The 23,210-nt window shown below is 39.9% G+C and carries 20 protein-coding genes and 1 pseudogene; 4 read left to right on the forward strand and 17 right to left on the reverse strand.

Annotated features, from left to right (window positions below; genetic code table 11):
* The 12 genes and pseudogenes from EM808_RS02335 to EM808_RS02390 all read right to left on the reverse strand — a co-directional run bounded on the left by EM808_RS02335 (position 1) and on the right by EM808_RS02390 (position 12,233).
* A complete protein-coding gene (locus tag EM808_RS02335; RefSeq protein WP_127735242.1) occupies positions 1-1,626 on the reverse strand; it encodes an MFS transporter in 1,626 nt (541 codons plus the stop codon).
* Between the two features lie 129 nt (positions 1,627-1,755).
* Entirely contained in the window at positions 1,756-2,184 is a 429-nt protein-coding gene (locus EM808_RS02340; protein WP_127735245.1) for a MarR family winged helix-turn-helix transcriptional regulator, read from the reverse strand.
* Positions 2,185-2,227: 43 nt separating this feature from the next.
* Positions 2,228-2,629: a phosphate-starvation-inducible protein PsiE gene (psiE, locus tag EM808_RS02345; RefSeq protein WP_259347136.1), complete on the reverse strand. Its 402-nt coding sequence runs from the start codon at positions 2,627-2,629 to the stop codon at positions 2,228-2,230.
* Positions 2,630-2,844: 215 nt separating this feature from the next.
* Entirely contained in the window at positions 2,845-4,071 is a 1,227-nt protein-coding gene (locus EM808_RS02350; protein WP_164849556.1) for a sugar efflux transporter, read from the reverse strand.
* An 89-nt stretch (positions 4,072-4,160) separates the two neighbouring features.
* Positions 4,161-5,159, reverse strand: coding sequence for an L-glyceraldehyde 3-phosphate reductase (mgrA, locus tag EM808_RS02355; RefSeq protein ID WP_127735254.1), 999 nt, complete (start codon positions 5,157-5,159; stop codon positions 4,161-4,163).
* A gap of 13 nt (positions 5,160-5,172) precedes the next feature.
* On the reverse strand, positions 5,173-5,796 hold the full coding sequence (locus EM808_RS02360; RefSeq protein ID WP_127735257.1) for an SGNH/GDSL hydrolase family protein: 624 nt from the start codon (positions 5,794-5,796) through the stop codon (positions 5,173-5,175).
* 232 nt (positions 5,797-6,028) lie between these two features.
* Positions 6,029-6,967 (reverse strand): metal ABC transporter substrate-binding protein, encoded by a 939-nt coding sequence (locus tag EM808_RS02365; protein WP_127735260.1) that lies wholly within the window; start codon positions 6,965-6,967, stop codon positions 6,029-6,031.
* Between the two features lie 72 nt (positions 6,968-7,039).
* A pseudogene (locus EM808_RS02370) lies at positions 7,040-8,217 on the reverse strand (GTP-binding protein).
* Between the two features lie 171 nt (positions 8,218-8,388).
* The gene (locus tag EM808_RS02375) at positions 8,389-9,444 is read right to left on the reverse strand and encodes a Gfo/Idh/MocA family protein (RefSeq protein ID WP_127735263.1); all 1,056 of its coding nucleotides are present in this window, start codon (positions 9,442-9,444) and stop codon (positions 8,389-8,391) included.
* An 18-nt stretch (positions 9,445-9,462) separates the two neighbouring features.
* Entirely contained in the window at positions 9,463-10,431 is a 969-nt protein-coding gene (locus tag EM808_RS02380) for a sugar phosphate isomerase/epimerase family protein (protein ID WP_127735266.1), read from the reverse strand.
* Positions 10,432-10,461: 30 nt separating this feature from the next.
* Positions 10,462-11,493 (reverse strand): Gfo/Idh/MocA family protein, encoded by a 1,032-nt coding sequence (locus EM808_RS02385; protein ID WP_127735269.1) that lies wholly within the window; start codon positions 11,491-11,493, stop codon positions 10,462-10,464.
* Positions 11,494-11,516: 23 nt separating this feature from the next.
* Positions 11,517-12,233, reverse strand: coding sequence for a ThuA domain-containing protein (locus EM808_RS02390; RefSeq protein WP_285849810.1), 717 nt, complete (start codon positions 12,231-12,233; stop codon positions 11,517-11,519).
* Between the two features lie 171 nt (positions 12,234-12,404).
* Here EM808_RS02390 and EM808_RS02395 point away from each other — a divergent pair, with 171 nt between their 5' ends.
* From EM808_RS02395 to EM808_RS02405, 3 genes are all read left to right on the forward strand, one after another.
* Complete coding sequence (locus tag EM808_RS02395; protein ID WP_127735275.1) at positions 12,405-13,310, forward strand: helix-turn-helix domain-containing protein; 906 nt, start codon at positions 12,405-12,407, stop codon at positions 13,308-13,310.
* 103 nt (positions 13,311-13,413) lie between these two features.
* Positions 13,414-14,283: a hypothetical protein gene (locus EM808_RS02400; RefSeq protein WP_127735278.1), complete on the forward strand. Its 870-nt coding sequence runs from the start codon at positions 13,414-13,416 to the stop codon at positions 14,281-14,283.
* A gap of 145 nt (positions 14,284-14,428) precedes the next feature.
* Positions 14,429-16,438, forward strand: a complete 2,010-nt coding sequence (locus EM808_RS02405; RefSeq protein ID WP_127735281.1) for a metallophosphoesterase family protein — start codon at positions 14,429-14,431, stop codon at positions 16,436-16,438.
* On the opposite strand, the gene nadE is transcribed toward EM808_RS02405, so the two are convergent.
* The 5 genes from nadE to EM808_RS02430 all read right to left on the reverse strand — a co-directional run bounded on the left by nadE (position 16,439) and on the right by EM808_RS02430 (position 20,860).
* A complete protein-coding gene (nadE, locus tag EM808_RS02410) occupies positions 16,439-17,263 on the reverse strand; it encodes an ammonia-dependent NAD(+) synthetase (RefSeq protein WP_127735284.1) in 825 nt (274 codons plus the stop codon).
* A 21-nt stretch (positions 17,264-17,284) separates the two neighbouring features.
* Positions 17,285-17,899, reverse strand: a complete 615-nt coding sequence (gene nadD, locus EM808_RS02415; protein ID WP_127735287.1) for a nicotinate (nicotinamide) nucleotide adenylyltransferase — start codon at positions 17,897-17,899, stop codon at positions 17,285-17,287.
* A 6-nt stretch (positions 17,900-17,905) separates the two neighbouring features.
* Positions 17,906-19,366: a nicotinate phosphoribosyltransferase gene (locus tag EM808_RS02420; RefSeq protein WP_205685830.1), complete on the reverse strand. Its 1,461-nt coding sequence runs from the start codon at positions 19,364-19,366 to the stop codon at positions 17,906-17,908.
* Complete coding sequence (locus EM808_RS02425) at positions 19,366-19,935, reverse strand: cysteine hydrolase family protein (protein ID WP_127736675.1); 570 nt, start codon at positions 19,933-19,935, stop codon at positions 19,366-19,368. Before EM808_RS02425 ends, EM808_RS02420 begins: the two co-directional genes overlap by 1 nt.
* A gap of 127 nt (positions 19,936-20,062) precedes the next feature.
* Entirely contained in the window at positions 20,063-20,860 is a 798-nt protein-coding gene (locus EM808_RS02430) for an NUDIX domain-containing protein (protein WP_127735293.1), read from the reverse strand.
* Between the two features lie 327 nt (positions 20,861-21,187).
* On the opposite strand from EM808_RS02430, the gene EM808_RS02435 reads away from it, so the two are divergent.
* Positions 21,188-23,161, forward strand: a complete 1,974-nt coding sequence (locus tag EM808_RS02435; protein ID WP_127735296.1) for a methyl-accepting chemotaxis protein — start codon at positions 21,188-21,190, stop codon at positions 23,159-23,161.
* Positions 23,162-23,210 lie beyond the last annotated feature (49 nt).

A 23,210-nucleotide genomic window follows, 5' to 3' on the forward strand; every position in this document is an offset into this window, starting at 1 on the left:
TTATAATGCATTATTTATTTTTGTGTCTGTGTGTTTTTGTACTGGCTTGGGCTGTTTTTGAACAAGTGAACGCCCTTTACCTGTTGCCACTTTTCCTATAGAAGCAAGCAGCATGATTATGCCTAACACAAGCAAAATGGTAAACAGATTATGGTAGGCTCCAAGAATAGCCGCTTTCTTTACATGAACAATCAGCTCATAGGATGCCAACGATTTAGCATTTGCGACAGAATTTCCTTGTTCCACTAAATGCCTAGTCCAAACTGCCATTTCCTGCTTGAATTCTGTGCTGTCACTTTGCAGGCTCCAGCGAATTTTTTCATAATTGCTGGCATTTACTGTCGTTAAAAACCAAGCAAGAACCGGTGAAATAATGGCACCAACAAAGTTCCGAATCGAGTGCAGTGTAACAGATCGCATGGAGGCCTGATGAATGTCACCTGCAAGAGCTGTCCCTAATGCACCCCCCACAAGTACCATACTCACACCAGCACCAAGACAAGCTACTTGAAAATACAGTTCATGCAATGTAACCGCAGAGTCAATTGTTCTCCATTGATAGCTTACATAAATGACTGCTATTGACCCAATGATGCCCAAAATACCAGCGCCAAGCTTATCATACAGAACCGTTTTCAAGATGGCTGTAACTACAATACCGACGAAGAACCAAAAATAAAAATGAGATAAATACATAAACGGCAAATCAAGATTATTACGTAAAAATCCATTAATTCCAGCAATAGCGAATACTAATGCTAAATGGGATGCTACTGCCATAATGGTGCCTGATATTGGTTTCGATGCCTTGAGTGTTTTAAATGGCACTAACGGTGTTTCTGCCTTCCTGTCCACAATAATGAATAAAATCATAAGCACACCAGCAACAATTAGGAACGGCCATACATATGTGGATGTGAAGCCCTTTTGAACTAAATTGCATAACGGAATGGCTAACACTAGCATCATAACCGTCCACAGAAATATCCCTGTTTTGTCTAAGGAGAAATGCTCCTCTTGCTGCTCTAGCTTAGGCAATCCGATAAAACCGACTAATAAACAGATAGCAGCAGCTGCGACATTAAGGATAAACAACCAGCGCCACGCATCTGCCTCTAAGGACAATGCACCAAATAAAGCACCTAAAGCACTAGCTCCAAACAGCCCTGTAATAACCATCAGCAAAAACGTATTCCTGATTTTGTTTGGAAACGATTTAAGGCTTGCTGGCAAAATCGTCAAAAATAAAAAGCCTGCGCTTATTCCTTGAATAATTTTTGCTATTATCAAAAACAGCAAATCCTCGGAAAATACTGCAATAACTGAACCAATAAGAAAAACACTAATGAAAAGCAAATAGTTTTTGCGCAAACCGAGTTTTCTTGTTAAAACAGGTCCAAGTGGTACGCCAAATGCAAAACCGAGATTAGACAAGGTCGAAGGCAGCAATAAAGAATTGGAGCCAAGCTGCAAACCATTTTGGATAACCCCTTGATTTAATATATAGGAAAGATTGGAAAAGTATTGTGATCCGATTGCGAAGATTGTCAAGATCGAGATAATCAAATACTGAGGTACTGCAACCTTTTCTGATTCAGATGCAGAAGTATTAATCTGCTGACTCATCTTCTCTCCCCCTTTCCTTGTGAATTTTTAATATTGTATATAACAAGTTGTATTATACAACATATAAACAAAAAAACAATATGTTTTCATTTTTTAAACTAAAAAAAGAGACTCTTTAAGAATCTCTTTTCACCCTTGTCCCCAATGCTTAAAATCTGCATTAAGGCGGTTCATTAGCTTGTCCAATTGTTCAATATCTTCCTGTTTCCAATTCTTCAGTATCTCTCCATATACTGTGTAGCGAGCCTTTTGCACTCGTTCAAGCACTTCTAGCCCACTCTTTGTAATTTCTATTAAGCTAATCCGGCCATTGTTGGCATCAGGATATCTTTTCACATAGGATTTTGTTTCAAGATTACTGACCTGTCTGCTCGCTGTGGAGATGTTCAGCAGCAGCTGATGCGCAATTTCATTTATTCCAATCGGTCCGTTCCTTAGCAATTCACTTAAAATTAAGTATTCCGATCTGTCCAGACTCCCGAGTTTTGGGTTATTTGCTGTAATTAAACGAACAAGTAATGCCACTTCATATTCAATAGATTGAAGTGAATCATTCATTTGCACTCTCCCCTTTTAAAAACGTTCAAAGTATATCTAAACACTAATGCTTCCTTGATGATGCTGCTGAAATAATATAATAGCTGAGCACTAATACAAGGATAGCACAAGTATATAAAAGTGTGTGCAATGGATTATCGTGATAGACAATGATAAGCCTAACCATTGCAGTAATTCCGATATACAAGAAATACCTTAGTGGAAAGTGATAGCTCTCTTGAAAATACTTTACAATTAGTGCGATAAATTCAAAATACAAAAAGAACACTAATATTCTTTCAAGCAGCTCATAATTGTTGCTTGCCTGCTGAAGCTCGACTGCATATGCGATAAAATAAATAATTTCTTTACATAGCAACACACTTAATGTGATCGCAAGCAAAATCAGTGATACGTTTAAGATTTGCTGCAGCATGGCCGCCAGCAGCAAATGCTGTTTTTTCACCTGCTTCTTTTCTTTTTCTTTTCGTGCTTCCAACTTTTTTCCTCCTTGCTTGAGGATAACTCCGAATGATTCTTTTATTTTATACATATTTGCTTATTTTTACTATGATTTACATTGTAAAAAACCATTTACACATGGTAAATGGTTTTAGATGATTCTTCTGTAGTTTTCCTTCAATTTTAAAGAGTTAAGTTTGGGACAAAGTATAAAATACTCTAATCCATTCCGAAGGATGCTGATTTGTTGGCACTTTGTTTTTCTTTTCCGAAAAGAATTAGGCAAACTAGGGCAATGATTGCGAAAATGGCGTAAATAATAATTACATTGCCATAGTTCATTGCTTCTGCTAATACACCGAACATTAAGTAGCCAACAGTATTGCCAATTTGGGTCGAGTTCATATAAAGAGTTGTTGCTGTCCCTTGTGCTTGTGGAATAAAGTCCTGGAAATAGGATATGGCAATTCCTGATGTAATGGAAACCTGTGCCGCACTTAATATTTGCAACGGATATATTTGCCATGGTTCGTTAACAAAGAAGAATAACGAAAAATAAATGGCGGCAATAGCAAAGCCAATTCTTATAAGCAATCCGTTATCCAGCTTGGTTGCCAGCATTCCGACTGCAATCATCATCGGTACTTCGAAAATCGGCGGCACACTGAAAATCAACCCAACATCCAGCTCGTTCCCGCCAAGCACCTTTGTAACAAACTGAGGTGCATTCAGCATATGAATGGAGGTTGCGGCAGCTAATAGCATTGCTGCAGCGAGATTCCCAAATATATGGGGCTTGCGGACATAGGATGCAACGCCAGTGGAGACACCCTTTTTCACAGTAGCAATCTTTGGAATATCCTTTAAAAAGAATAGGATGACGACTAATCCTATTCCATAGCTTGCTGCCACAAATAAAAACAAACCTTTAAAGCCAATTGCCGCAAGCAGCCATGCAGCTATAGCAGGCCCAACCGTCCAGGAAAGGGCAAAGAACATCCGAAAAACATTCATAATAAACGGTGCTTGCTCTTTAGGAACATTTGCATGGTGAAGCGCCTCCCTTGCATATGCCCACAGCTGTGGTACTGAGGCAGCAGCAGAGCCTAACAAAACGAAGGCTATGATGGCTAACAACACATAATCACGAACAAAGGCAAAGCCAATATAGCCAAGCATCCCTGTAAGGCTTGTAAAGATAAGGATTTTCTTTCTGCTTAATTGCATATCTGATTTTTTGGCTATAATCGTGCTTATGACAACACCGCCAATTGCCATAATTGTCATAAACAGTCCAAAGCCGATATTACTCATCCCTACTTCATCAATTCCAAAAAGGGAGGAGAATGGGGCAAAAAACGACATGGATAATCCAAAGATAAAATTGGCTAAAAATAGGATTGGAAACGATGGGATTTTCCAAACAAATAAAAGCCTCTCTTTCATAATTCCCTCTCCTGTTCTCATTAAATTACAGCGTATTTATCTTAACAAAACAAACATTGCCATCTTTTGGACAGCAATGCTTTACAGTGTTATATAGAATCCGTCAAAATATTATCAATGCTTGATAGCTCTTCATTAGAAAATTCAAGATTTGCCAATGCAGCTACATTTTCTTCCACTTGGCTCACTCTGCTTGCGCCAATTAACGCCGAAGTTACTTTTCCATTTCTCAGCACCCAAGCTAACGCCATCTGTGCGAGACTTTGGCCTCGGTTTGCTGCAATTTCATTGAGCTTTATAACGCGATTAACCACGTCTTGCGTCACCTGTGCTTCGGACAGGAAGCTGGACGGTTTTTTTGCTCTTGAATTTTCTGGAATGCCATTTGCGTATTTGCTTGTCAGCAAGCCTTGAGCCAATGGGCAAAACGCAATGGAGCCAACACCATTTTGCTCCAAAACATCCTGGAGCCCATCCTCTACCCAACGCTCCAAAAGGGAATATTTAGGCTGATGGATTAACAGCGGGGTACCTAGTCGATTCAAAATTTCAACCGCAGCTGCTGTCTGCTCCGCACTATAATTGGAGACTCCGACATATAAAGCTTTCCCTTGCCTTACAACGAGGTCAAGTGCCGCCATTGTCTCTTCTAAAGGGGTATTAGGATCTGGACGATGTGAATAAAAAACATCCACATAATCAAGTCCCATTCTTTTTAAGCTTTGGTCAAGGCTTGATACAAGATATTTCTTAGAGCCCCAATCTCCATATGGACCTGGCCACATATGATAGCCCGCCTTCGTCGAAATTACCATTTCATCCCGATATGGAGCGAAATCAGCTTGCAGCATTTTCCCAAACATTTCTTCTGCTGATCCTGGCGGTGGTCCATAATTATTTGCCAAATCAAAATGGGTAATACCTAAATCAAATGCCTTTCTAAGTATCGCTCTCCCGTTTTCATATGTATCCACACCTCCGAAATTATGCCAAAGCCCTAAAGAGATAGCTGGCAGAAGCAGCCCTGAATTTCCTGTGCGATTATATTTCATTGATTCGTAGCGATTTTCACTTGCTTGATATCCCATTCTCTTTCCCCCTTTACCTTTCATTTAAAAAAGCTTGAAGCCAGGTTTGTGCCATCAGCATATTCCCCGTGGTATTCATATGAACACCATCCGTTGTTAGCACTTGGCGGTCTGGCGTATTTAAATAGTCAATAAATGCTTGATGTGTTGGCACCAACAGGCAATTAAACTCTGCAGCGAGTTCCTGTACTGCCGTCACATAAGGCTTTAACAGTTTGTTTCCTTGTGCATTCACATCCTCCAGAATAACTGTCGGCTCCATTAAAATAACTTTGGCATTTGTATGTGTATGAACTTGCTCTATTAAGTCTGCATAGATGGCCTTAAAGCGGTCGTGTGACAATGCTTCTTGCTGAGGAGAATCGAGCTGTCGCCATACATCATTTATGCCAATTGATATCGACACATAATCTGGCTTTAAATCCAAGACATCCTCTTTCCACCGCTCTGCTAAATCAGGAACTCTGTTACCGCCAATACCCTTGTTAATGATTTTCGGGAGAGTCTCTGGCTTATTTATGGCAAGAAAGTCTCTTACATACCGGACATAACTGTTACCAATTTGCTCAGGGTCTTCATATCTGCCTGCTTCTGTAATGCTGTCACCGATGAACAGCAAAAGATCATTTTTATTCACGAAAGACCTACCTCTTTCCCATCACATTATGTAGCTGTCACTTTTGTATATTTTAAGCTGCCTAATAACTTTAAACGCTTTCATCCTGTTGTTTGCCCCAATACTAGCATTCTCTCACTCTATTTGCAATTGATTTTTAGACATTTACAAAAAATGAAAACGAATAGTTTATAATTAGACCCCTTTTTGCACAGATAAAGAGGATACCTAAATAAGGCATCCTCTTTTTGGTTTATGCAGACTGTGCTTGAACAATGGCATCTAAATTATTTTTCATGATAGAAATATAATCATGCCCGTTCTTTTGATCTTCCTCACTTACTAATTCTAGCGTGTTTAATACGGTCGTTTTCGCACCGATTTCTTTTGCAAGTGTCTCTGCAACCTTTGGTAATGCTACCTCTTCAAAATAGATAACGTTAATATCATGCTCCATAGCGAATGTTTTTAATTCAGCAAGCTTCGCTGCGGTTGGTTCTTGCTCTGGTGAAAGCCCTGCAATAGCAATTTGTTCAAGACCATAGTCGTGTGCCAAATAACCGAATGCTGCGTGCTGTGTAATCATTTCCTTTTTCGGGACTAAAGCAAGCTTTTCCTTATACTCGCCATCAAGCGCTGAAAGCTCCTTTAAGTACGTCTCACTATTCTTTTTATATTCGTCCTCATGAGTTGGATCTGATTCCATAAGGCTTGCTGTGATTGTCTTGACTTCTTTCATTGCCAAAGCTGGGCTCAGCCAGACATGAGGGTCCATTTCATGACTATGATCATGGTCATGATGCTCTTCCTCTTCTTCTGATCCTTCCATAAGGGTAATTCCCTTGCTAGCTTCCACAAAGACTGTGCCTTCACTCTCTGCTGCAGCCTCGATTGTTGGGACAAATGTCTCCATATACTCACTGTTGTAAATAAACAAATCTGCATCATGCACCTTTTTTATATCCTTCGGAGTTGGTTCCCAATCATGCGGTTCTGTTGATGACGGTATTAGTAGCTCCACATCAGCTTGATTCCCTGCAATTTTCTTCGTAAATTCGTACATCGGATAAAAGCTTGTCATTATTTTAAGCTGCTTTTCCCCATCGTTATTTGTTTGGACATTTTGTGCTCCACAGCCTGCCAGCAGTGCTACTGTTGCTGCGAGTACAATGCCCCATTTAGTTCTTTTCATGCTCTGTTCTCCTCCGATATCTACTATCCTTTTATAAATTTGTAATCATACGACTTAAAACCTAACCAGCTTTTACGTATACAATGGCAATGGATCTTGAAATGTCTGCCAGTCACCCCTCATTTCTTGATCTGTTAACAAACAGTCATCAAGCCCACTCTGGATTGCTTGCTTATCCATATTCAGACCAATAAATACTAACTCTGTTTGCCTGTCACCCCATGTTTCATCCCAACTACCCTGAACTTCCGGTTCCTCTGCCAGAACTGCCTTCCTCTCCTTATCTGGAAGACAGGCAATCCATTCTCCTGCTCCTTGAATGGACACAGAAGAACCGGCTTGTGAAAGCAGACCAATCTCATCATTTCTTGTCGCCAGCCAAAAGAATCCCTTTGCTCTGACTATTACAGATGGCCAATTTTCTAGCCACTTCATAAATCGCTCTGGATGAAATGGTCGTGCTTTCTTGTATACAATGGAAGAAATGCCATATTCCTCCGTTTCTGGAATATGCTCCTCCTGAAGCTCCTTTATCCAGCCAGCTGCTTGGCTTGCTTCATCTAAGTTAAACACATTTTTGTTCCATATATGCTCTAATGATAGCTTGCTGAATCGCGTTGGATGAATAGCCGCATCTGGATTAAGTCTCTTCAACACCTGCTGTAATTCGAAAACCGAATGCGCTGGTACAAGATCAATCTTGTTCAAAATAATGATATTCGCAAACTCAATTTGGTCAATCAGCAGATCTGCTATCTCTCGATCATCATGGTCATCTCTCCCAATATGTCTGTCTACTAACGTTTCTCCAGATCCATAATCATGCCAAAATCTATTGGAATCCACCACTGTTACCATTGCATTGATTTTGCAGATAGCTGCTAAATCAATGCCTGTCTCTTCATCCAAATATGTAAACGTCTGTGCGACAGGAACAGGTTCACTTATGCCTGAGGATTCGATTAAAATATGGTCGATTTCCCCTTCTTCTGCAAGCTTTTTTACCTCCAATAGCAAATCCTCTCTTAATGTGCAGCAAATGCAGCCATTTTGCATTTCAACAAGCTTTCATCTGTTCTTGTGAATCCGCCTTGCTCAATAAGTTTACCGTCGATATTCACCTCGCTCATATCATTGACGATAACGGCAATCCTTTCACCGTGCTTACTTGTTAATAGATGATTTAACAAGGTCGTTTTTCCTGACCCAAGATAACCACTGAGTACAGTCACTCCTATCCGTTCATTCAAAATTAACTCCCTCTTTCTTTAAAACGTAATAATTACGATTTACATAGTAGTTTATACTTAATTTGATCTTTTTTTCCTTTCTTATATTAATCGTAATCATTACGATTTGTAAAGAGGTTTTTTATTATATTGGAAAAACCTTTGCGGAAATAATCCCACAAAGGTTTAACATTAAGCTATTTCTTCCTGTGCATTTTCTTGGAAAATAACTCTTTCTCGTTTCTTTCCAGATTCATAAATGGCACAAATCATTTTTTGTGTTTTTAATGCATCCTCGCCCGTAATATCAGGTGCTGCTCCTGATTTCAATGACTCATAGAAATTATTGATTTGCTTCACATGGCTTACACCCCAGTATCCCTTTGCTCCATTGTCATAATGGAAGGTTTCCTGTGGATTATTGTCTGCGATGAACTCTCTTCCGTCCATTAACCTGACAGTCGCACGGTCTGCGACCATTTTCGCAATTCCTTGTTCACAATGCAGTTCAATTTCAACAGGTGCATCATATGTGTAGTAGTTAACTGCATGAAAGGCAGATACTACTCCATTTTGGAAAGAGATAACTCCTTCGGCCGAGTCCTCTACTTCAATAATTTCATGGGCACGGTTGCTGATAGTAGCATCCACATATTTAATGTCACTGTCAACGAACCATCTCATTAAGTCCAGCGTATGGATAGCCTGATCGATGATCACGCCGCCGCCTTCTTTTTCCCATGTGCCTTTCCAGTCGCTTTTTAAGTAATATTCATCAGAACGGTCCCATGTTACCGACAGTTTACCTGATTTAATTGCCCCGAGCTCTCCATTCACCAGCATGTTTTTAATAAGCTGGGAGCCTGGATTATAGCGATTTTGGAAGATGACTCCTAATGTAGTGCCATTTTCCTTTGCTGTTTCCACCATTTCTCTGGCATCGTCAAATGCAATTGACATCGGCTTTTCTGTCAAAACATGAATCTTTCTTTTGGCTGCTGCAATCGCAACAGGTGCATGCAAATGGTGTGGCAGACAAATATGGATAACATCAAGCTGCTCACTGTTAAACATTTCCTCATAATCTGTGTATGATGCACAATTATAAATTGCTGCTTTTGCGTCTGCTCTGTCCTTTTTAACATCACATACTGCGACAAGCTGTGCATCCTCTCTTGTTACTATTGATTGAGCATGCATCGGAAAAATATTGCCGCACCCTACGATTCCTACTTTATATGAAGTCATACTTAACATCCTCCTTTATTATGCCCACCACATTTGAGATGGCGCTTCTTCAATAACAACTGACTTAAGTGTTGATACAGCTCTTGCCAGTCCTTCTCGGATAGACATAAGCGGATCCTCATGTTCAATGCTGACAACATAGTCATAGCCATATGTTCGCAATGCACTCATCATATCAGACCATTCAGATGCACTGTGTCCGCAGCCTACTGACCGGAAAGTCCATGCTCTTGTTTGAACATTGCCGTATGGCTGCATATCTGTTAAACCATACATATTGGCATTATCCTGGTCGATATAAGTATCCTTTGCATGAAAATGATGGATGGCATTAGCCTTTGCTAATATTTTAATTGCTCCAACAGGATCAATTCCTTGCCACCATAAATGACTTGGATCAAGATTGGCGCCGATCGCGTCACTCGTTTCTTCCCTTAGTTTCAGCAGGGTATATGGTGTGTGAACCAAAAATCCGCCATGCAGCTCAAGACCGATTTTCACACCATGCTCGCTCGCATATTGGCCAACTTCCTTCCAATATGGAATAAGCTTTTCCTCCCATTGCCATGTTTTCACATCACTGTATTCTGTTGGCCATGGTGTTACAGGCCAATTCGGGAATTTTGCTCCCTCATGATCACCAGCTGTTCCAGAAAAACAATTAACGACAGGCACATTCATAAGAGAAGCAAGCTTAATCGTTTTCATCAATGTTTCGTGTGATTCTAATGCAAAATCCTTTTCAGGTGAAATCGGGTTTCCATGACAGCTGAATGCACTGATTACCAAGCCCCGCTTCTCTACCTGCTTCAAATAATCCTGTCTCTTTTCTTCGTCCTCCAGCAAGCCGTCCAAATCACAGTGAGCATTGCCTGGATATCCTCCTGTACCGATTTCAACAGCCTGAAGGCCAGCTTCTTTCACCGCATCAAGCATTTCCTCGAAATTTTTATCAGAAAACAGAACTGTAAAGACTCCTAGTTTCATAGCTATTCTCCCCTTTCAAACGTCCATAATCTATTTATTAATTTTCGCAATTTGCTTCGTTTCGTTTGATTTGATTGCACCTAATATAACCTCAAGGGATTTTTTCCCCTCTGCTCCTGTGATTAAAGGCTCTGTGTCAGACACGATGGAAGATACAAAGTGATCAATCACACCTGTTGCATTTTGGCCGCCAGCATCATTTGATTGGATTTTGCCAAGCTCATAGTTTACTATTTCGCCTGTTGCATATTGTACAATCAATGAATACTGCGGATGATCCTCTAGCCTAAGAATCGCCTTTTCACCATAAATAATCGTTGAGTTATCCTCTTTGCTTGTATAAGCCCAGCTTGCTGCCAATGTCCCAATGACACCACTTTCTGTTTTAAGAACACATACAGCGTTATCGTCAACATCTGCAAAGTCCTTCGCATTCGTTTCTACAAATGCCCCTACTTCCACGAACTCTTCTCCAAGCACATAGCGAAGCAGGTCTGTTTTATGAACACCTAAGTCTCCCATTGCCCCGATAAATGCTTTCTCCTTTTGGAAGAACCAGCTTTCCTTGCCGTCCACACTCCATTGCTCAGGTCCGCCATGTCCAAATGCAGACCGGAAGCTGTAAATTTTGCCGACTTCTCCAGATTTGATAAGTTCACGAGCTTTTTGATGCGATTTAACGAAGCGTTGGTTATGGCCGATCATTAGTTTCTTTCCGTTCTTCTTTGCTGCCTCGATCATCTGTGCTGCCTCTTCTGATGAAGTTGCCATCGGCTTTTCACAAAGAACATGCTTACCTGCATTAAGTGCATCAATTGAAATTGGCGCATGCAGATAGTTCGGCGTACACACACTGACTGCATCTATGTCTTTATCAGCAAGCAGCTCCTTATAATCTGTATAAGCCTTTGCACTGTACTCTTTGCCGATTTCAATGGCACGCTCTTCGTTAATATCACAAACAGCAACGATTTCGACTGCCTTATTCCAGCTGTATTCCTGCAAATGTCTATGCTGAGCAATACTGCCGCAGCCTATTACACCAATTTTTAATGTACTCATTATATTTTCCCCCAATTTATTGTTTAGTTTGCTGTTGGATTTTCTAACGGCTGACTGTTTCCATACACAGGTCTGTTTCTCGCTACAGGTTTCGCCCATTTCACTGCATTAATGATGACCTGCTGTACGTCTTTATGATGATATGTAGGATATGTCTCATGACCTGGTCTGAAATAGAATATCTTGCCATTTCCGCGCGTGTACGTGCAGCCGCTTCTAAATACTTCTCCGCCTGTAAACCAGCTTGTAAAAATCAGCTCATCTGGAGCAGGAATATCAAAATGCTCGCCGTACATCTCTTCTTTTTCTATTTCGATGTATTCACCAATCCCCTCTGCAATTGGATGACCTGGTGCTACAACCCACAGTCTTTCTTTGTCGTCCGCTTCTCTCCACTTCAAATCACAGCTTGTTCCCATAAGCAATTTGAATATTTTAGAGAAATGACCGGAGTGAAGAACAATAAGTCCCATACCATCAAGAACGCGCTGCTGTACCTTTTGTACAATTTCGTCCTTTACCTCTCCATGAGCAATATGACCCCACCAAATCAAAACCTCTGTCTTATTAAGCACTTCATCTGTAAGACCATGCTCAGGCTCATCCAATGTTGCTGTTTTCGTCTCAAAGCCTGCATTTTTCAAAATACTTTCAATACAGCCGTGTATACCTGTTGGATAGATTTCCGCTACAGTAGAATTTATTTTTTCATGGCGATTTTCATTCCATATAGTTATCAAGTTAGCCACACTCCAATATCGATTTATGGTATCATTATAAGAAATGAAAGCGATTTAATAAATGCTCAAAAATGGCTTCTTTTTATTCAAATGTGTCATTTATGAAAAATATAAAAAATATATTTTCATATGGAATAATGCCAGTATATTTTGAGTCGGGGGTCTTAACGCATGATTAAAAATACATATGAAGAGCTAGTAAATGAAGTCGTTCACTATGAAAATCCTTTATTATCTTTAAAGGTGTGGGAAATCAATGAAGAACCAGCATACACAGCTGCCATCGAAAAGGAGACATGGCATTTCCATAAAGAAGTTGAATTTCTGGCAATAATAGAGGGGAATTTGGCGATCCAGCACCAATATCAATCGACTGTCATTGGCGAGGGCGATACCTATATTATGGGTGCGTCCCAACCACACAGGACATGTAAGCAGTTTGAGGGGAATTTAAGATATATCGTGTTTCAAGTGGATTTATTGAAGCATTTTGACCAAAGCATACTTCCTTATCTGCACTGCTTTTCAGAGGTTACAACACCACTTCAGCATTTGAATTATATATTTAATCAGAATGACGCAACAAAGAAGCAGGTTTACAACCTCATTATTGAAATTTACATGGAGGCACAAAAAAAGGAAAAAGGGTACGAAATTGCCATTAATGCAGCAATTAAGAAGCTGCTCCTTCTTTTAATTAGGAATGACGAGGAAAACCTCCTAAAATTTGCGGATGCTGATTCCTTCACTCGCCTTAAGCCAGTGCTTGATTATATTGAGGACCATTTAAAGGATAAGCTTTTTGTCGAGGAGGCATGTGCCATCTTAAACTTAAGCTATCATTATTTTATTAAATATTTCAAAAAAAGCATGGGGGTTTCCTTTATTGACTATGTCAATCTAAAAAGAATAAAAAAAGCAGAGCTGCTTTTGTTAACAAGTGAAAAAAGTATTATGGAGATTAGCTTCGATGTAGGAATAAGCAATATTGCTCAATTTTATAAGCTTTTTAAACGACATAATCTCTGCTCTCCAAAGGAGTACCGGCTTCGCATGCAGCAAAATGCCGTAGTTTAAAGTACGTCTATGGCATAACTTAAGAAATTCTTAAGGTTTCCTCTCTATTATTAATACGGCTTATATTTTATGGTGCCGATTTCTAATAGAAGGGAATTTTTTTATGTCATTATCAGTTAGTAATTCTACTGCAGCTGCCTACTTACAATGGGCACAAAAGACTGCAGCAGAAGCAGCTTCAACGCAGGACAGCTCCCAGCAATCTTTTCAGGACATGCTTATTTCAAGCAGTCAGGTGAGTAATGTGCCGTCAGCTTACACACTTGCAGGTGTGAACGACACGACAGACTATGCATCATTAACAACAGACCAAAAGGTTGCTTTTCTTGAAAATATGCAAGCAAAAGCAGCAAAAGTTGGAAACGCAACAGATGCTTCACTACCTGAAGGTTTGCAGACTGCTTTCAGTACAATAAGTAACCTGCTTTCAGGCTTTACTGCAAACGAAAGCTCAGAGGAGGATGTCACTTCCCTATTTGATCAAGTCACAAAAGTTTTAGAGGATTCTAAACCAAAGGGAACAGCAATGCCTTTTGGCGCAGCGCCACCGCCAAATTCTGCGGAAACATCAGTTACGGACGAAAGCTATTCCGTTGAGCAGATGAGTCAATTTCTTGCTAACCTTATCAGCAGCTTAAATACGGAGGAAGAAGAGGATAAGGAGAATTCACTCCTTACAGATTCACTATCTGAAAATACAATAAACCAGCTTTCAAGCCTGGATTTAGGTTCTGCAGAAGAAGAGCAGGTCACTTCCCTTTTCGCTAGCATAATTGCTGATTTAGAGGCAGCAAAGCAAGAACAAATCAATACAAGTTCTGCAAGTATGAAAGATTCTGAAACAACGGATGAAGCATTTCCAAACAGCATCCAGCTATCTGGAACTTCTCTTCCACCAATAAATTGGAAACCAGCTACCAATACTGCTGCTGCCAGCACTTATGCTGCCATAAACAGCACATCGTTTTATTAAGCACTACAATATAAGGATGACGGGATTTACTGTCATCCTTTATTACCAGCTTAGTCACAGGTTTCTTCATCCACCAGTTAAAAATTCTCACATTTCTTGCACTAGGTGAATAGCCTAGAGTAAAAAGTGCGGGACGGTGATACCAGTGAATTTTCCTGACATATTAGCTGGTCCAATTTTGAGAAGAACAGAGAAAAAGGAGATATACTGCTGGATTGCTTTAAGCAAGTTAATCGATACACGGACAGTGATATATACTGTCCAGCAAAATGGTGACGAATTCTTCCTTAACTGTGTTAGCAGCAATTGTGAAACAACTATTGCCAGAATGGGAGAAAACCTATTTATCTATTTAATGAAGGCAACACCTAAAGAAGAAGCTTTTCCGACAGAGCAGCTTCTTGGATATAATGTGTTCTTTAGCGATAAATCTATCGAATGGAACTTAGCAGACTATCAATTACTCGACCACCATCATCCAAGCTCCATCGTTTATGGAAATTTGCCTCTTCCGTCCTTTTTCATCACAGAAGCTGAATCTGCCAGCTTTCTTTACGGCTCCTGTCAAAAGCTGCATGGAATCGGTAAGGATGCCCTTACGAAAGGAGACAGCCTGCTTGCAGACTGCTGGTCTGATTTAACGAAGAGACCATCCTCCCTTTTTCTTTTAGGTGACCAAATCTACGCAGATGATGTCGCCGACCCAATTACCCCTTTTATCCAATTACTTGGTGAAAAGCTGATTGGCAAACAAGAAGCTTATAAGGAATTACCAATTGTACTTGGACCAGTCTATGATATTACCTTTTCTCAAGTGAATGGCCGTGCAGAAATAATGAAGGAATTATGCTGCTTTACCTCAACAAAAGCAGCCAATCATCTGATTACATTAGGTGAATATGCAGCAATGTACTTGTTAAGCTGGAGTCCGGCTCTTTGGGAAACAGCAAAGGAAGCTAATTCGTTTTTGTCATTTGATGAGCTGTTAGCTGAGGATAAATATTATATGGATGAGACGTTAAACACAGACAAAGCATTGGAATCAAGACGAAAAGAATATGAAGAGCAAGCAAATTCACTGGCTCAATTTGCAAATTCTGTTCCCAAAATTCGCAGATTACTGGCAAATCTGCCTGTCTATATGATCTTTGATGATCATGACATAACAGATGATTGGAATATCTCTAAGGATTGGATGCAAAAGGTTAGCAATGCGCCGCTTGGCAGGCATGTAATCGCAAATGGATTGACTGCATACTGGGCATTCCAAGGTTGGGGCAATGCACCTGAAGCCTTTTCCGAACGATTTTTGGGTGGCATTCATGTAAGAATAAAAGGAAGTAGTATCCAAACAAAAGACTATCAATATTGGCTCTCGTCAATGTGGTTATTCTCCAATTGGCATTATACAATACCATCCACTCCTGTTACGTTAGTACTTGATACACGAACACAGCGCTTCTACCCTGAGAAAAGACCAAATTTAATTGGTTCCTATCTCAGCAAGCGGACGAAGGGTCCAAATCTTATAAAAAAGGAAGCATGGAAAAACTTAGAAAAAAGCCTTTATGCGTCTAACTGGAAAAAAGGAGAGAAGCTGATACTTCTGTCAGCAACCCCCTTATATGGTGTAGATCTTATCGAATCGTTCTTAAAAAGAATCGTCCTGCCAATCTCTAACACGATCCCAAAGCTGCAGGAAACAATGGATTTAGAATGGTGGAAATTTAATGGGCGTGGATACCATGAATTTCATAATTGGCTGGCAAAATGGGATCCCTCTGAATGTATCATTCTTTCTGGGGATGCACATATGGCATTTGCGCTTCATTCAGAGGTGGAGCATCAAAATCATGGCAGCAGAACGATTCATCAATACACGAGCAGTCCCATTAAAAATGAATCCTTTCGCGGACTTGCTAGTGTTGCTTTAAAAGGATCTCTTTTCTTAGGGAATCAGCTTATCAAAAAGAATGTCACACATCGCTATTGTGACCATCATTATCTCCTATGTGAAGGTGAAACAACATCTGATTATATTTGGAAGGAAAGAATCCAGCACGAGACACTGGACAGTGGCTTTATCATTAAAACAAATAATAATCTGGGCCTGCTTGAAGTTTCTCCACCTGGCATTACGAACAAATTCCTGTGATTATTGCCACGGATCGAACAAGGTGACAGGGCTTAAGCGCTTATGCTTTGTCACCACATATCTTGCTTCAATCCGCTCGGCAGATTCATAATCGATTTCTTTACCTTCCAAGTAATCGTCAATCACATCATAACGTAAGCCTAGCGCTGTTTCATCTGGAATTTGCGGCTTATTATCCTCTAAATCCGCTGTCGGTGTTTTTGTATATAAATGTTCTGGACAGCCTAACTCTTTCAAAATTTGTTTGCCTTGGCGCTTGTTTAGCCGATACAGTGGTAAAATGTCTGCCGCGCCATCACCGAATTTAGTAAAAAAGCCTGTCACTGCCTCTGCAGCATGATCTGTCCCCACAACAAGACCGTCTGTCGCACCAGCAATATCATACTGGACCTTCATTCTTTCCCTTGCTTTCACATTTCCCTTAAGAAAGTCTGCCTTCTCTCCCCTTCTAATGGGAACAGACGCAAAGCTTGCATCTACACTTGCTTGAATATTCACTGTAATTACCCTTGATGGCTTAATAAACTGGATAGCATCAAGACAATCCTGTTCATCAAGCTGAATACCGTATGGCAGCCTTACTGCAATAAACTCATACATCTGTTCTTGCTGCTCCAAGTTCAATTCATTGATAGCAGTCTGACACATAAAGCCTGCAAGTGTTGAATCCTGCCCGCCAGACAGTCCCAATACAAGTGCTTTACTTGCCTTATTTCTAGTTAAATACCCCTTTAAAAAATCAACACTTTTTCTAAACTCAATGGCTGGATCTATGTTTGGCTGGACATGAAGTGTTTTAATAATTTCTGCTTGAAGCTGTCTCATCTTTCCCTCTCCCTATTTACTCTATTTGTAAAGTTTGTTCTCTTTAATATATCTGTAGCAAGCGTCAGGCAATAAATACCGTGGCTCTCCCCCCATTGCCAGTTCTTCGCGAATATAGGTAGAGCTTATTTCCATTGCCAGTCCTTTATCAAGAAGATGAAAAGTACTGCCATCATCATTATTCCTCAATATAGGAGAGTGACTGATTGCCTTTAGCATGTCAATGCCATCTCTTGCCATAACAATAAACTTATTTTCGGCAATAAGCTCCTCCCCCTTCGCCCACTTCCCCTTCCCAATATCCACTAGCAAATCTGCTCCCATAATAAAATAGACATCATCATTAGGAAAAACTGCTTTAAAGTGCCGAAGCGTATTATAAGTGTAAATATTCCATGCCTCTTCCTTCATTTCATACTCATCTGCAGTAAATTTCGGATTGTTTTCGATTGCTAGCTCAAGCATTTTCCAGCGATGACTATCATCAATATGAAGCTGTTTATCCCGTCGTTTGCTTGAGCACGGCAGAAAAATCACTTTATCCAGCTTACAGCGGTGTGCAACAGTGCTTGCCGTCCATAAATGGACATTTGTGACTGGATCAAAGGAAGAGCCATAAATACCGATTTTCCCCATTTCTGATTACCTCCTTCCCATGCTTTTTTCAACTTCTTCTTGGACTTCTTTAATAAGCTTCATTTTGTTATTCCAGCATTTCTCGCTAAGATCAACTGGATATTCCTCTGGATTCAGCATGCGTTTATATTCATCCCAAAACAGCTTGAGATTATCTGCTGCATACCTTTGAATCTCTTGGAGAGACGGCTGTTCATAACAGCTCTTTCCATCCTTAATTGCTGTCACATGCAATTCTTTTGCCGTGTAATCTGTGACGAACTTGCTGATATATGTGTGAACAGGATGAAACATTTTCAGTCGTTCCTGTGTGACATCCTCACTAGCAAGTGCAAGATAGTCTCCTTCCGCATGACCGTTCCCTTTATTAATGATGCGGTAAAGCCTTTTTTGACCAGGTGTTGTTACTTTTTCCGGATTAGCTGAGATTTTTATCGTATCGGCCATTTCTCCATTATCTTCTTCAATACTGACAAGCTTGTAAACACCGCCAAGTGCCGCTTGGTCATATGCGGTAATCAGCTTTGTGCCAATACCCCACACATCAATTCTCGCACCCTCTGCTTTTACATTCATAATCGTATATTCATCCAGGTCATTGGACGCAATTATCTCTGTATTTGTAAAGCCTGCCTCATCGAGCATTTGTCTTGCTCTTTTTGATAAATACGCAAGATCGCCACTGTCCAGTCTTATCGCCTTAAAGTTGATGCGACCCGCAAATTCCTTAGCTACCTTGATTGCATTTGGCACCCCTGAGCGTAAAGTATCATACGTATCGACTAAAAAAACACAATCCTTATGGCTGCTTGCATAGCTCTTGAATGCTTTATATTCATCGCGATATGCTTGCACAAGCGCATGGGCATGTGTACCTGCAATCGGAATATCAAAGAGCTTCCCTGCTCTTACATTACTGGTTGCCGAAAAACCGCCGATATAAGCTGCTCTTGTTCCCCACAATGCAGCATCCAGTTCATGTGCCCTTCTCGTTCCGAATTCCATTGCCGTATTTTCACCAATTACCATTTTGATACGAGAAGCCTTTGTGGCAATCAAGGTTTGATAGTTTACAATATTGAGGAGAATTGTTTCTAACAGCTGTGCTTCTGCTAATGTTGCTTCAACCCTCAGCAGTGGTTCATTGGCAAACACGATTTCTCCCTCTTTCACACAATGAATGTCACCAGTAAAGCGAATTTCACTCAAATAGCTCAAGAACTCTTCTGAATAGCCAACCTCTCGCAAATACTCAATATCTGTTTTTGAAAAATGAAAGTTCTCGATTATGTCCATAACCCGCTCAAGTCCTGCAAAAACCGCATACCCATTTCCGAAAGGAAGCTTGCGAAAATACATTTCAAACACAGCCTTCCGTTCATGAACATTGTCCTTCCAGTACGTTTCTACCATGTTAATCTGATATAAGTCTGTGTGCAGCATTAAGCTGTCATCTGAATATCTCATTATTCATCCGCTCCATTTCTCTGAATGATTTTCGCTCCTAAAACTGTCTTAAAGTGCTCGATTGCCCATTCATGCCCCTTTAGTGAAAAGGAAGCAACCGCATCCTCATATATGACGAGGCTAAAGCCTTTATTATATGCATCAACTGCAGTATGAAGCACACATATATCTGTGCATAAGCCGACAAGATGAAGCTCCGTAATACCTCTTTCTCTTAACTTCAACTCCAAATCTGTCCCTGTAAAAGCTGAGTATCTTGTTTTGTCTAAATAATAAATATGATTGAACTGGCTATTTCTTTCATAAACCTCCCGCAAACTGCCGAATAAACTTCTGCCTGCTGTGTTCCTAATATTGTGGGGTGGAAATAATGCATACTCTGGATGATGTGTATCCCCCGCTTCATGCACATCAACAGCAAATACCGTATAATCACCATTCTGAATAAATTTCTCTGTAATAGATGTAACTTCTTTTTCTATTAATTCCCCCATCTCACCGCAGGATAATCTTCCATCAATTGAAGCAAAATCAACAGTATAGTCAATATTTATTAACGCCTTATTCACCATTTATTATTCCTCCCTAATTAAAATATTGTGGGTATTCATTTTGTTATTTGTAATTATTAAATTTCAAATTACTATAGTTAAAAAGAAGGAGGAAAGCTTTTTCTTTCCCTTCTTTTTATATACATTAATGATAAATGGATTCCATAATTTCATAATTATTAAAAACATATAGCTGGGATGGTCTAAATGAATTTCTTTTCGTCTTTTTAGGCGACCCGTCTACATCGATTGCTTTTTCAATAAATGGAAGCTTTGGTGCTTTTGTGAAAAAGACCGAATCATTCGAAATCCTTAAATCTTCTCCAACAGTCAGCAGCACCCGCTGCAGCTCTGACAGTGTAAATTCCTTTGGCAGGAAGCTTTTGGCTGCAGTAGTCGTAATCATGTCCCGCTTTATAAAGCGCAGTGCATCTTGGATAATTTCTTGATGATCAAAAGCCAAATTTAAAGCTGGTATCTCCTCTACATCAAACAACTCTACTTCTGCTGCATCATCATTTGCCTGACGCTTTTTTATATCTTCTTCTGGAACGATTGCATAAAAAGCATTTGATATCATCCAGCCCCTTGGATCCCGTTTAAAATTGTCATATACGCCAAAATGCATTATATGCAAACCATCCACATTTGTTTCTTCCTTTAATTCTCTTTTTGCTGCCATTAAAGCCGTTTCTTCCTTTCGTGCATCAACAAATCCCCCAGGAAGAGCCCATTTTCCACCCTCGATATTTGGATTTCCTTCTTGGTCTGTTTCAGCCCGCTTTATAAGCAAAAGCTTCAGTGTCATGGATGGTGGTGCTTTTTCCTCTGTTTTTTCTGAAACAATCGTGAAAATGGCAATATCAGCAGTATAGCCGTCAGGCGTTCGGTATTTTGTTGAATCATAATTTGCCAGTGCTTCTTTTTCTGTTTTATATTTCATGCTAAACCCTCTTATCGAATAGTAATTTGTAATTCATTAATTACTTGTTAATAACAATATACCTCCTTTTCCTTCCAATTGCAAGCCTAAAAATTATTAAATTTCCAAATTATAAAATGAAAGTCTCCTATCTTAAAGCACCTATTATATTGAAGTGTTAACAAATAAAGCATTTTCATTTCAATGATTTTGACAATAATATTTTTTTTCAGATTAAGTGCTTCAATTTCCTATCTTCAATGCCGAAATAAATCGTAATAAGATTGCAATCTCACCATAATTGGCTTTGATTGCTTTCTTGAAATTAAACTTAAGGAGAAAGCAGCAATGAAAAAATTACACATCACATGGAATTTAAGGGCAAAGCTTTACACAGCATTTGCTATTATTCTTTTAATTCCAACAATAGCAGTGGGCCTCCTTTCGTATAACAGTGCTAAAAATGAATTAGAAAACAGTTTATTAAAAAGTGCTGAAGAAAATGTTAAACTGCTTAGTTCAAACATAGACAATACGCTTTCCCCAAAGGTGCATGATGCAGGATTTTTTAGTGATTTACTGACTGCAGACATGTTTACAGAAGGAGACGATAATTCACAAGGAGTCCAAAAGCTCACCCAATATATCGGATTACATCCAGAAGCACAATCCATTTATATCGGTACAACAGATGGACGAATGATTTCATATCCAAAAACAGACCTTCCAAAGGATTATGACCCAAGGGAGAGACCTTGGTATCAAGCGGGAATGGATAGTAATGATGTAGTTGTTACAAGTCCTTATAAGGATTCAAGCACAGGAGATATGGTTGTTACTGTCACGAAAAAGCTGAAAGACGGAAGTGGCGTTTTGGCAATTGATATCAATATAAAAAGACTTGCAGAGACAGCGAGTAATGTTAATATCGGTGAAGATGGATATGCCCTGCTCCTTGATGCACAGCAGCTATTTATCGTGAATCCAAAAGGAGAAGCTGGTGCGAAGGCTGAACAAAGCTATTATAAGGAGCTTTACAAAGCAAACAGCGGGATCATCAACTATACCGCTGATGGCAGCGAAAGTGTTATGTATTACACGACAAATAAACTGACAGGCTGGAAAATAGCTGGAACTATGTATTCATCAGAAACAGAAGAAGCGGCTTCACCAATTTTAAACACTACCTTCCTTGTGATTGCTGTAGCAGTAGTTATTGGTGCAGCAATTGTCATGGTGATAGTAAGATCGATTGTCATCAGAGTGAGGGCACTCCAAAAGACAGCACAGAAAATCAGCAGTGGTGATTTAACAGAAGATATTAAAACGAATTCGAATGATGAAATTGGCAAGCTTGCTTTATCCTTCATTGACATGCAGACAAGCTTAAGAAGTTTGTTAGGAACTGTTGAGCATAACGCCGTTCAAGTGGCTGCTTCAGCCGAACAGCTTAATGCAAGTGCTGTGCAGACAAGTGAAGCAACAGAACAAGTGGCAGAAGCTATTCAAGAGGTTGCATCAAGCGCTGAAAAACAAACGTCAGGAATGGAAGAAAATATTTTAGCATTAAACAGAATTTCGGCAGGGACTGCTTCCATTTCTGAAAGCACTACTGCTGTTTCCGATTTGACAAGAGAAACAACCGAAAAAGCGGAAACAGGGGGCCGTTCTGTTAAGCTGACTGTTGACCAAATGAATCTTATCCATGCATCTGTACTAGATTCAAATGCAGTCATTCACTCCTTGTATGACCGTTCTAAAGAAATCGGAACTATCTTAAATGTCATTACAGCTATTTCGGAACAGACAAATCTTCTAGCATTAAATGCAGCAATTGAAGCTGCAAGAGCAGGCGAATCTGGCAAAGGTTTTGCCGTTGTTGCAGAAGAAGTCCGAAAACTCGCTGAACAATCCCAAAGCTCAGCAAGTCAAATTTCAGATTTGATTAAGGCCATCCAGCAGGACACAGAAAGCACTGTTCAAAAAATGGCTACTGTCGTTGAAAACGTTCAAAGTGGACTATCTGTATCGGAGGATGCTATTGAAAAGTTTGGTGATATTCTGTCCAGCATGAAGGAAATCTCACCAAAAATGGCTGATGTATCTAACACAATTAAGGAAATGCTTGTAGTCGTTAAGGAAGTAGAAGAAACAGCTTATGATGTTTCAGATATTGCGAAAAGCAATGCAGCTTCCTCAGAAGAGGTCGCTGCATCGACAGAAGAACAACTTGCAGCAATGGAGGAGATTTCCTCTTCGTCCCATACACTCTCTGTTATGGCAGATGAGCTACACGACATTATTAAAAAATATAAATATTAAAACAAAGCCGCCGCAGATTTGTCCTAAATCTGCGGCGGCTTTTCACTAT

Source organism: Niallia taxi, assembly GCF_004005475.1.
GTDB classification, from domain to species: Bacteria; Bacillota; Bacilli; order Bacillales; family Cytobacillaceae; genus Niallia; species Niallia taxi.

Excerpts from the sequence above, each read along its gene's own strand:
- nadE (WP_127735284.1), bottom strand. The coding sequence starts at position 17,263 with ATGAGACAGCTTCAAGCAGAAATTATTAAAACACTTCATGTCCAGCCA.
- EM808_RS02430 (WP_127735293.1), bottom strand. The coding sequence starts at position 20,860 with ATGAAATATAAAACAGAAAAAGAAGCACTGGCAAATTATGATTCAACA.
- EM808_RS02335 (WP_127735242.1), bottom strand. The coding sequence starts at position 1,626 with ATGAGTCAGCAGATTAATACTTCTGCATCTGAATCAGAAAAGGTTGCA.
- EM808_RS02350 (WP_164849556.1), bottom strand. The coding sequence starts at position 4,071 with ATGAAAGAGAGGCTTTTATTTGTTTGGAAAATCCCATCGTTTCCAATC.
- mgrA (WP_127735254.1), bottom strand. The coding sequence starts at position 5,159 with ATGGGATATCAAGCAAGTGAAAATCGCTACGAATCAATGAAATATAAT.
- EM808_RS02420 (WP_205685830.1), bottom strand. The coding sequence starts at position 19,366 with ATGAGATATTCAGATGACAGCTTAATGCTGCACACAGACTTATATCAG.
- EM808_RS02375 (WP_127735263.1), bottom strand. The coding sequence starts at position 9,444 with ATGACTTCATATAAAGTAGGAATCGTAGGGTGCGGCAATATTTTTCCG.
- EM808_RS02385 (WP_127735269.1), bottom strand. The coding sequence starts at position 11,493 with ATGAGTACATTAAAAATTGGTGTAATAGGCTGCGGCAGTATTGCTCAG.
- EM808_RS02380 (WP_127735266.1), bottom strand. The coding sequence starts at position 10,431 with ATGAAACTAGGAGTCTTTACAGTTCTGTTTTCTGATAAAAATTTCGAG.
- EM808_RS02435 (WP_127735296.1), top strand. The coding sequence starts at position 21,188 with ATGAAAAAATTACACATCACATGGAATTTAAGGGCAAAGCTTTACACA.
- EM808_RS02365 (WP_127735260.1), bottom strand. The coding sequence starts at position 6,967 with ATGAAAAGAACTAAATGGGGCATTGTACTCGCAGCAACAGTAGCACTG.
- nadD (WP_127735287.1), bottom strand. The coding sequence starts at position 17,899 with ATGGGGAAAATCGGTATTTATGGCTCTTCCTTTGATCCAGTCACAAAT.
- EM808_RS02395 (WP_127735275.1), top strand. The coding sequence starts at position 12,405 with ATGATTAAAAATACATATGAAGAGCTAGTAAATGAAGTCGTTCACTAT.
- EM808_RS02340 (WP_127735245.1), bottom strand. The coding sequence starts at position 2,184 with ATGAATGATTCACTTCAATCTATTGAATATGAAGTGGCATTACTTGTT.
- EM808_RS02400 (WP_127735278.1), top strand. The coding sequence starts at position 13,414 with ATGTCATTATCAGTTAGTAATTCTACTGCAGCTGCCTACTTACAATGG.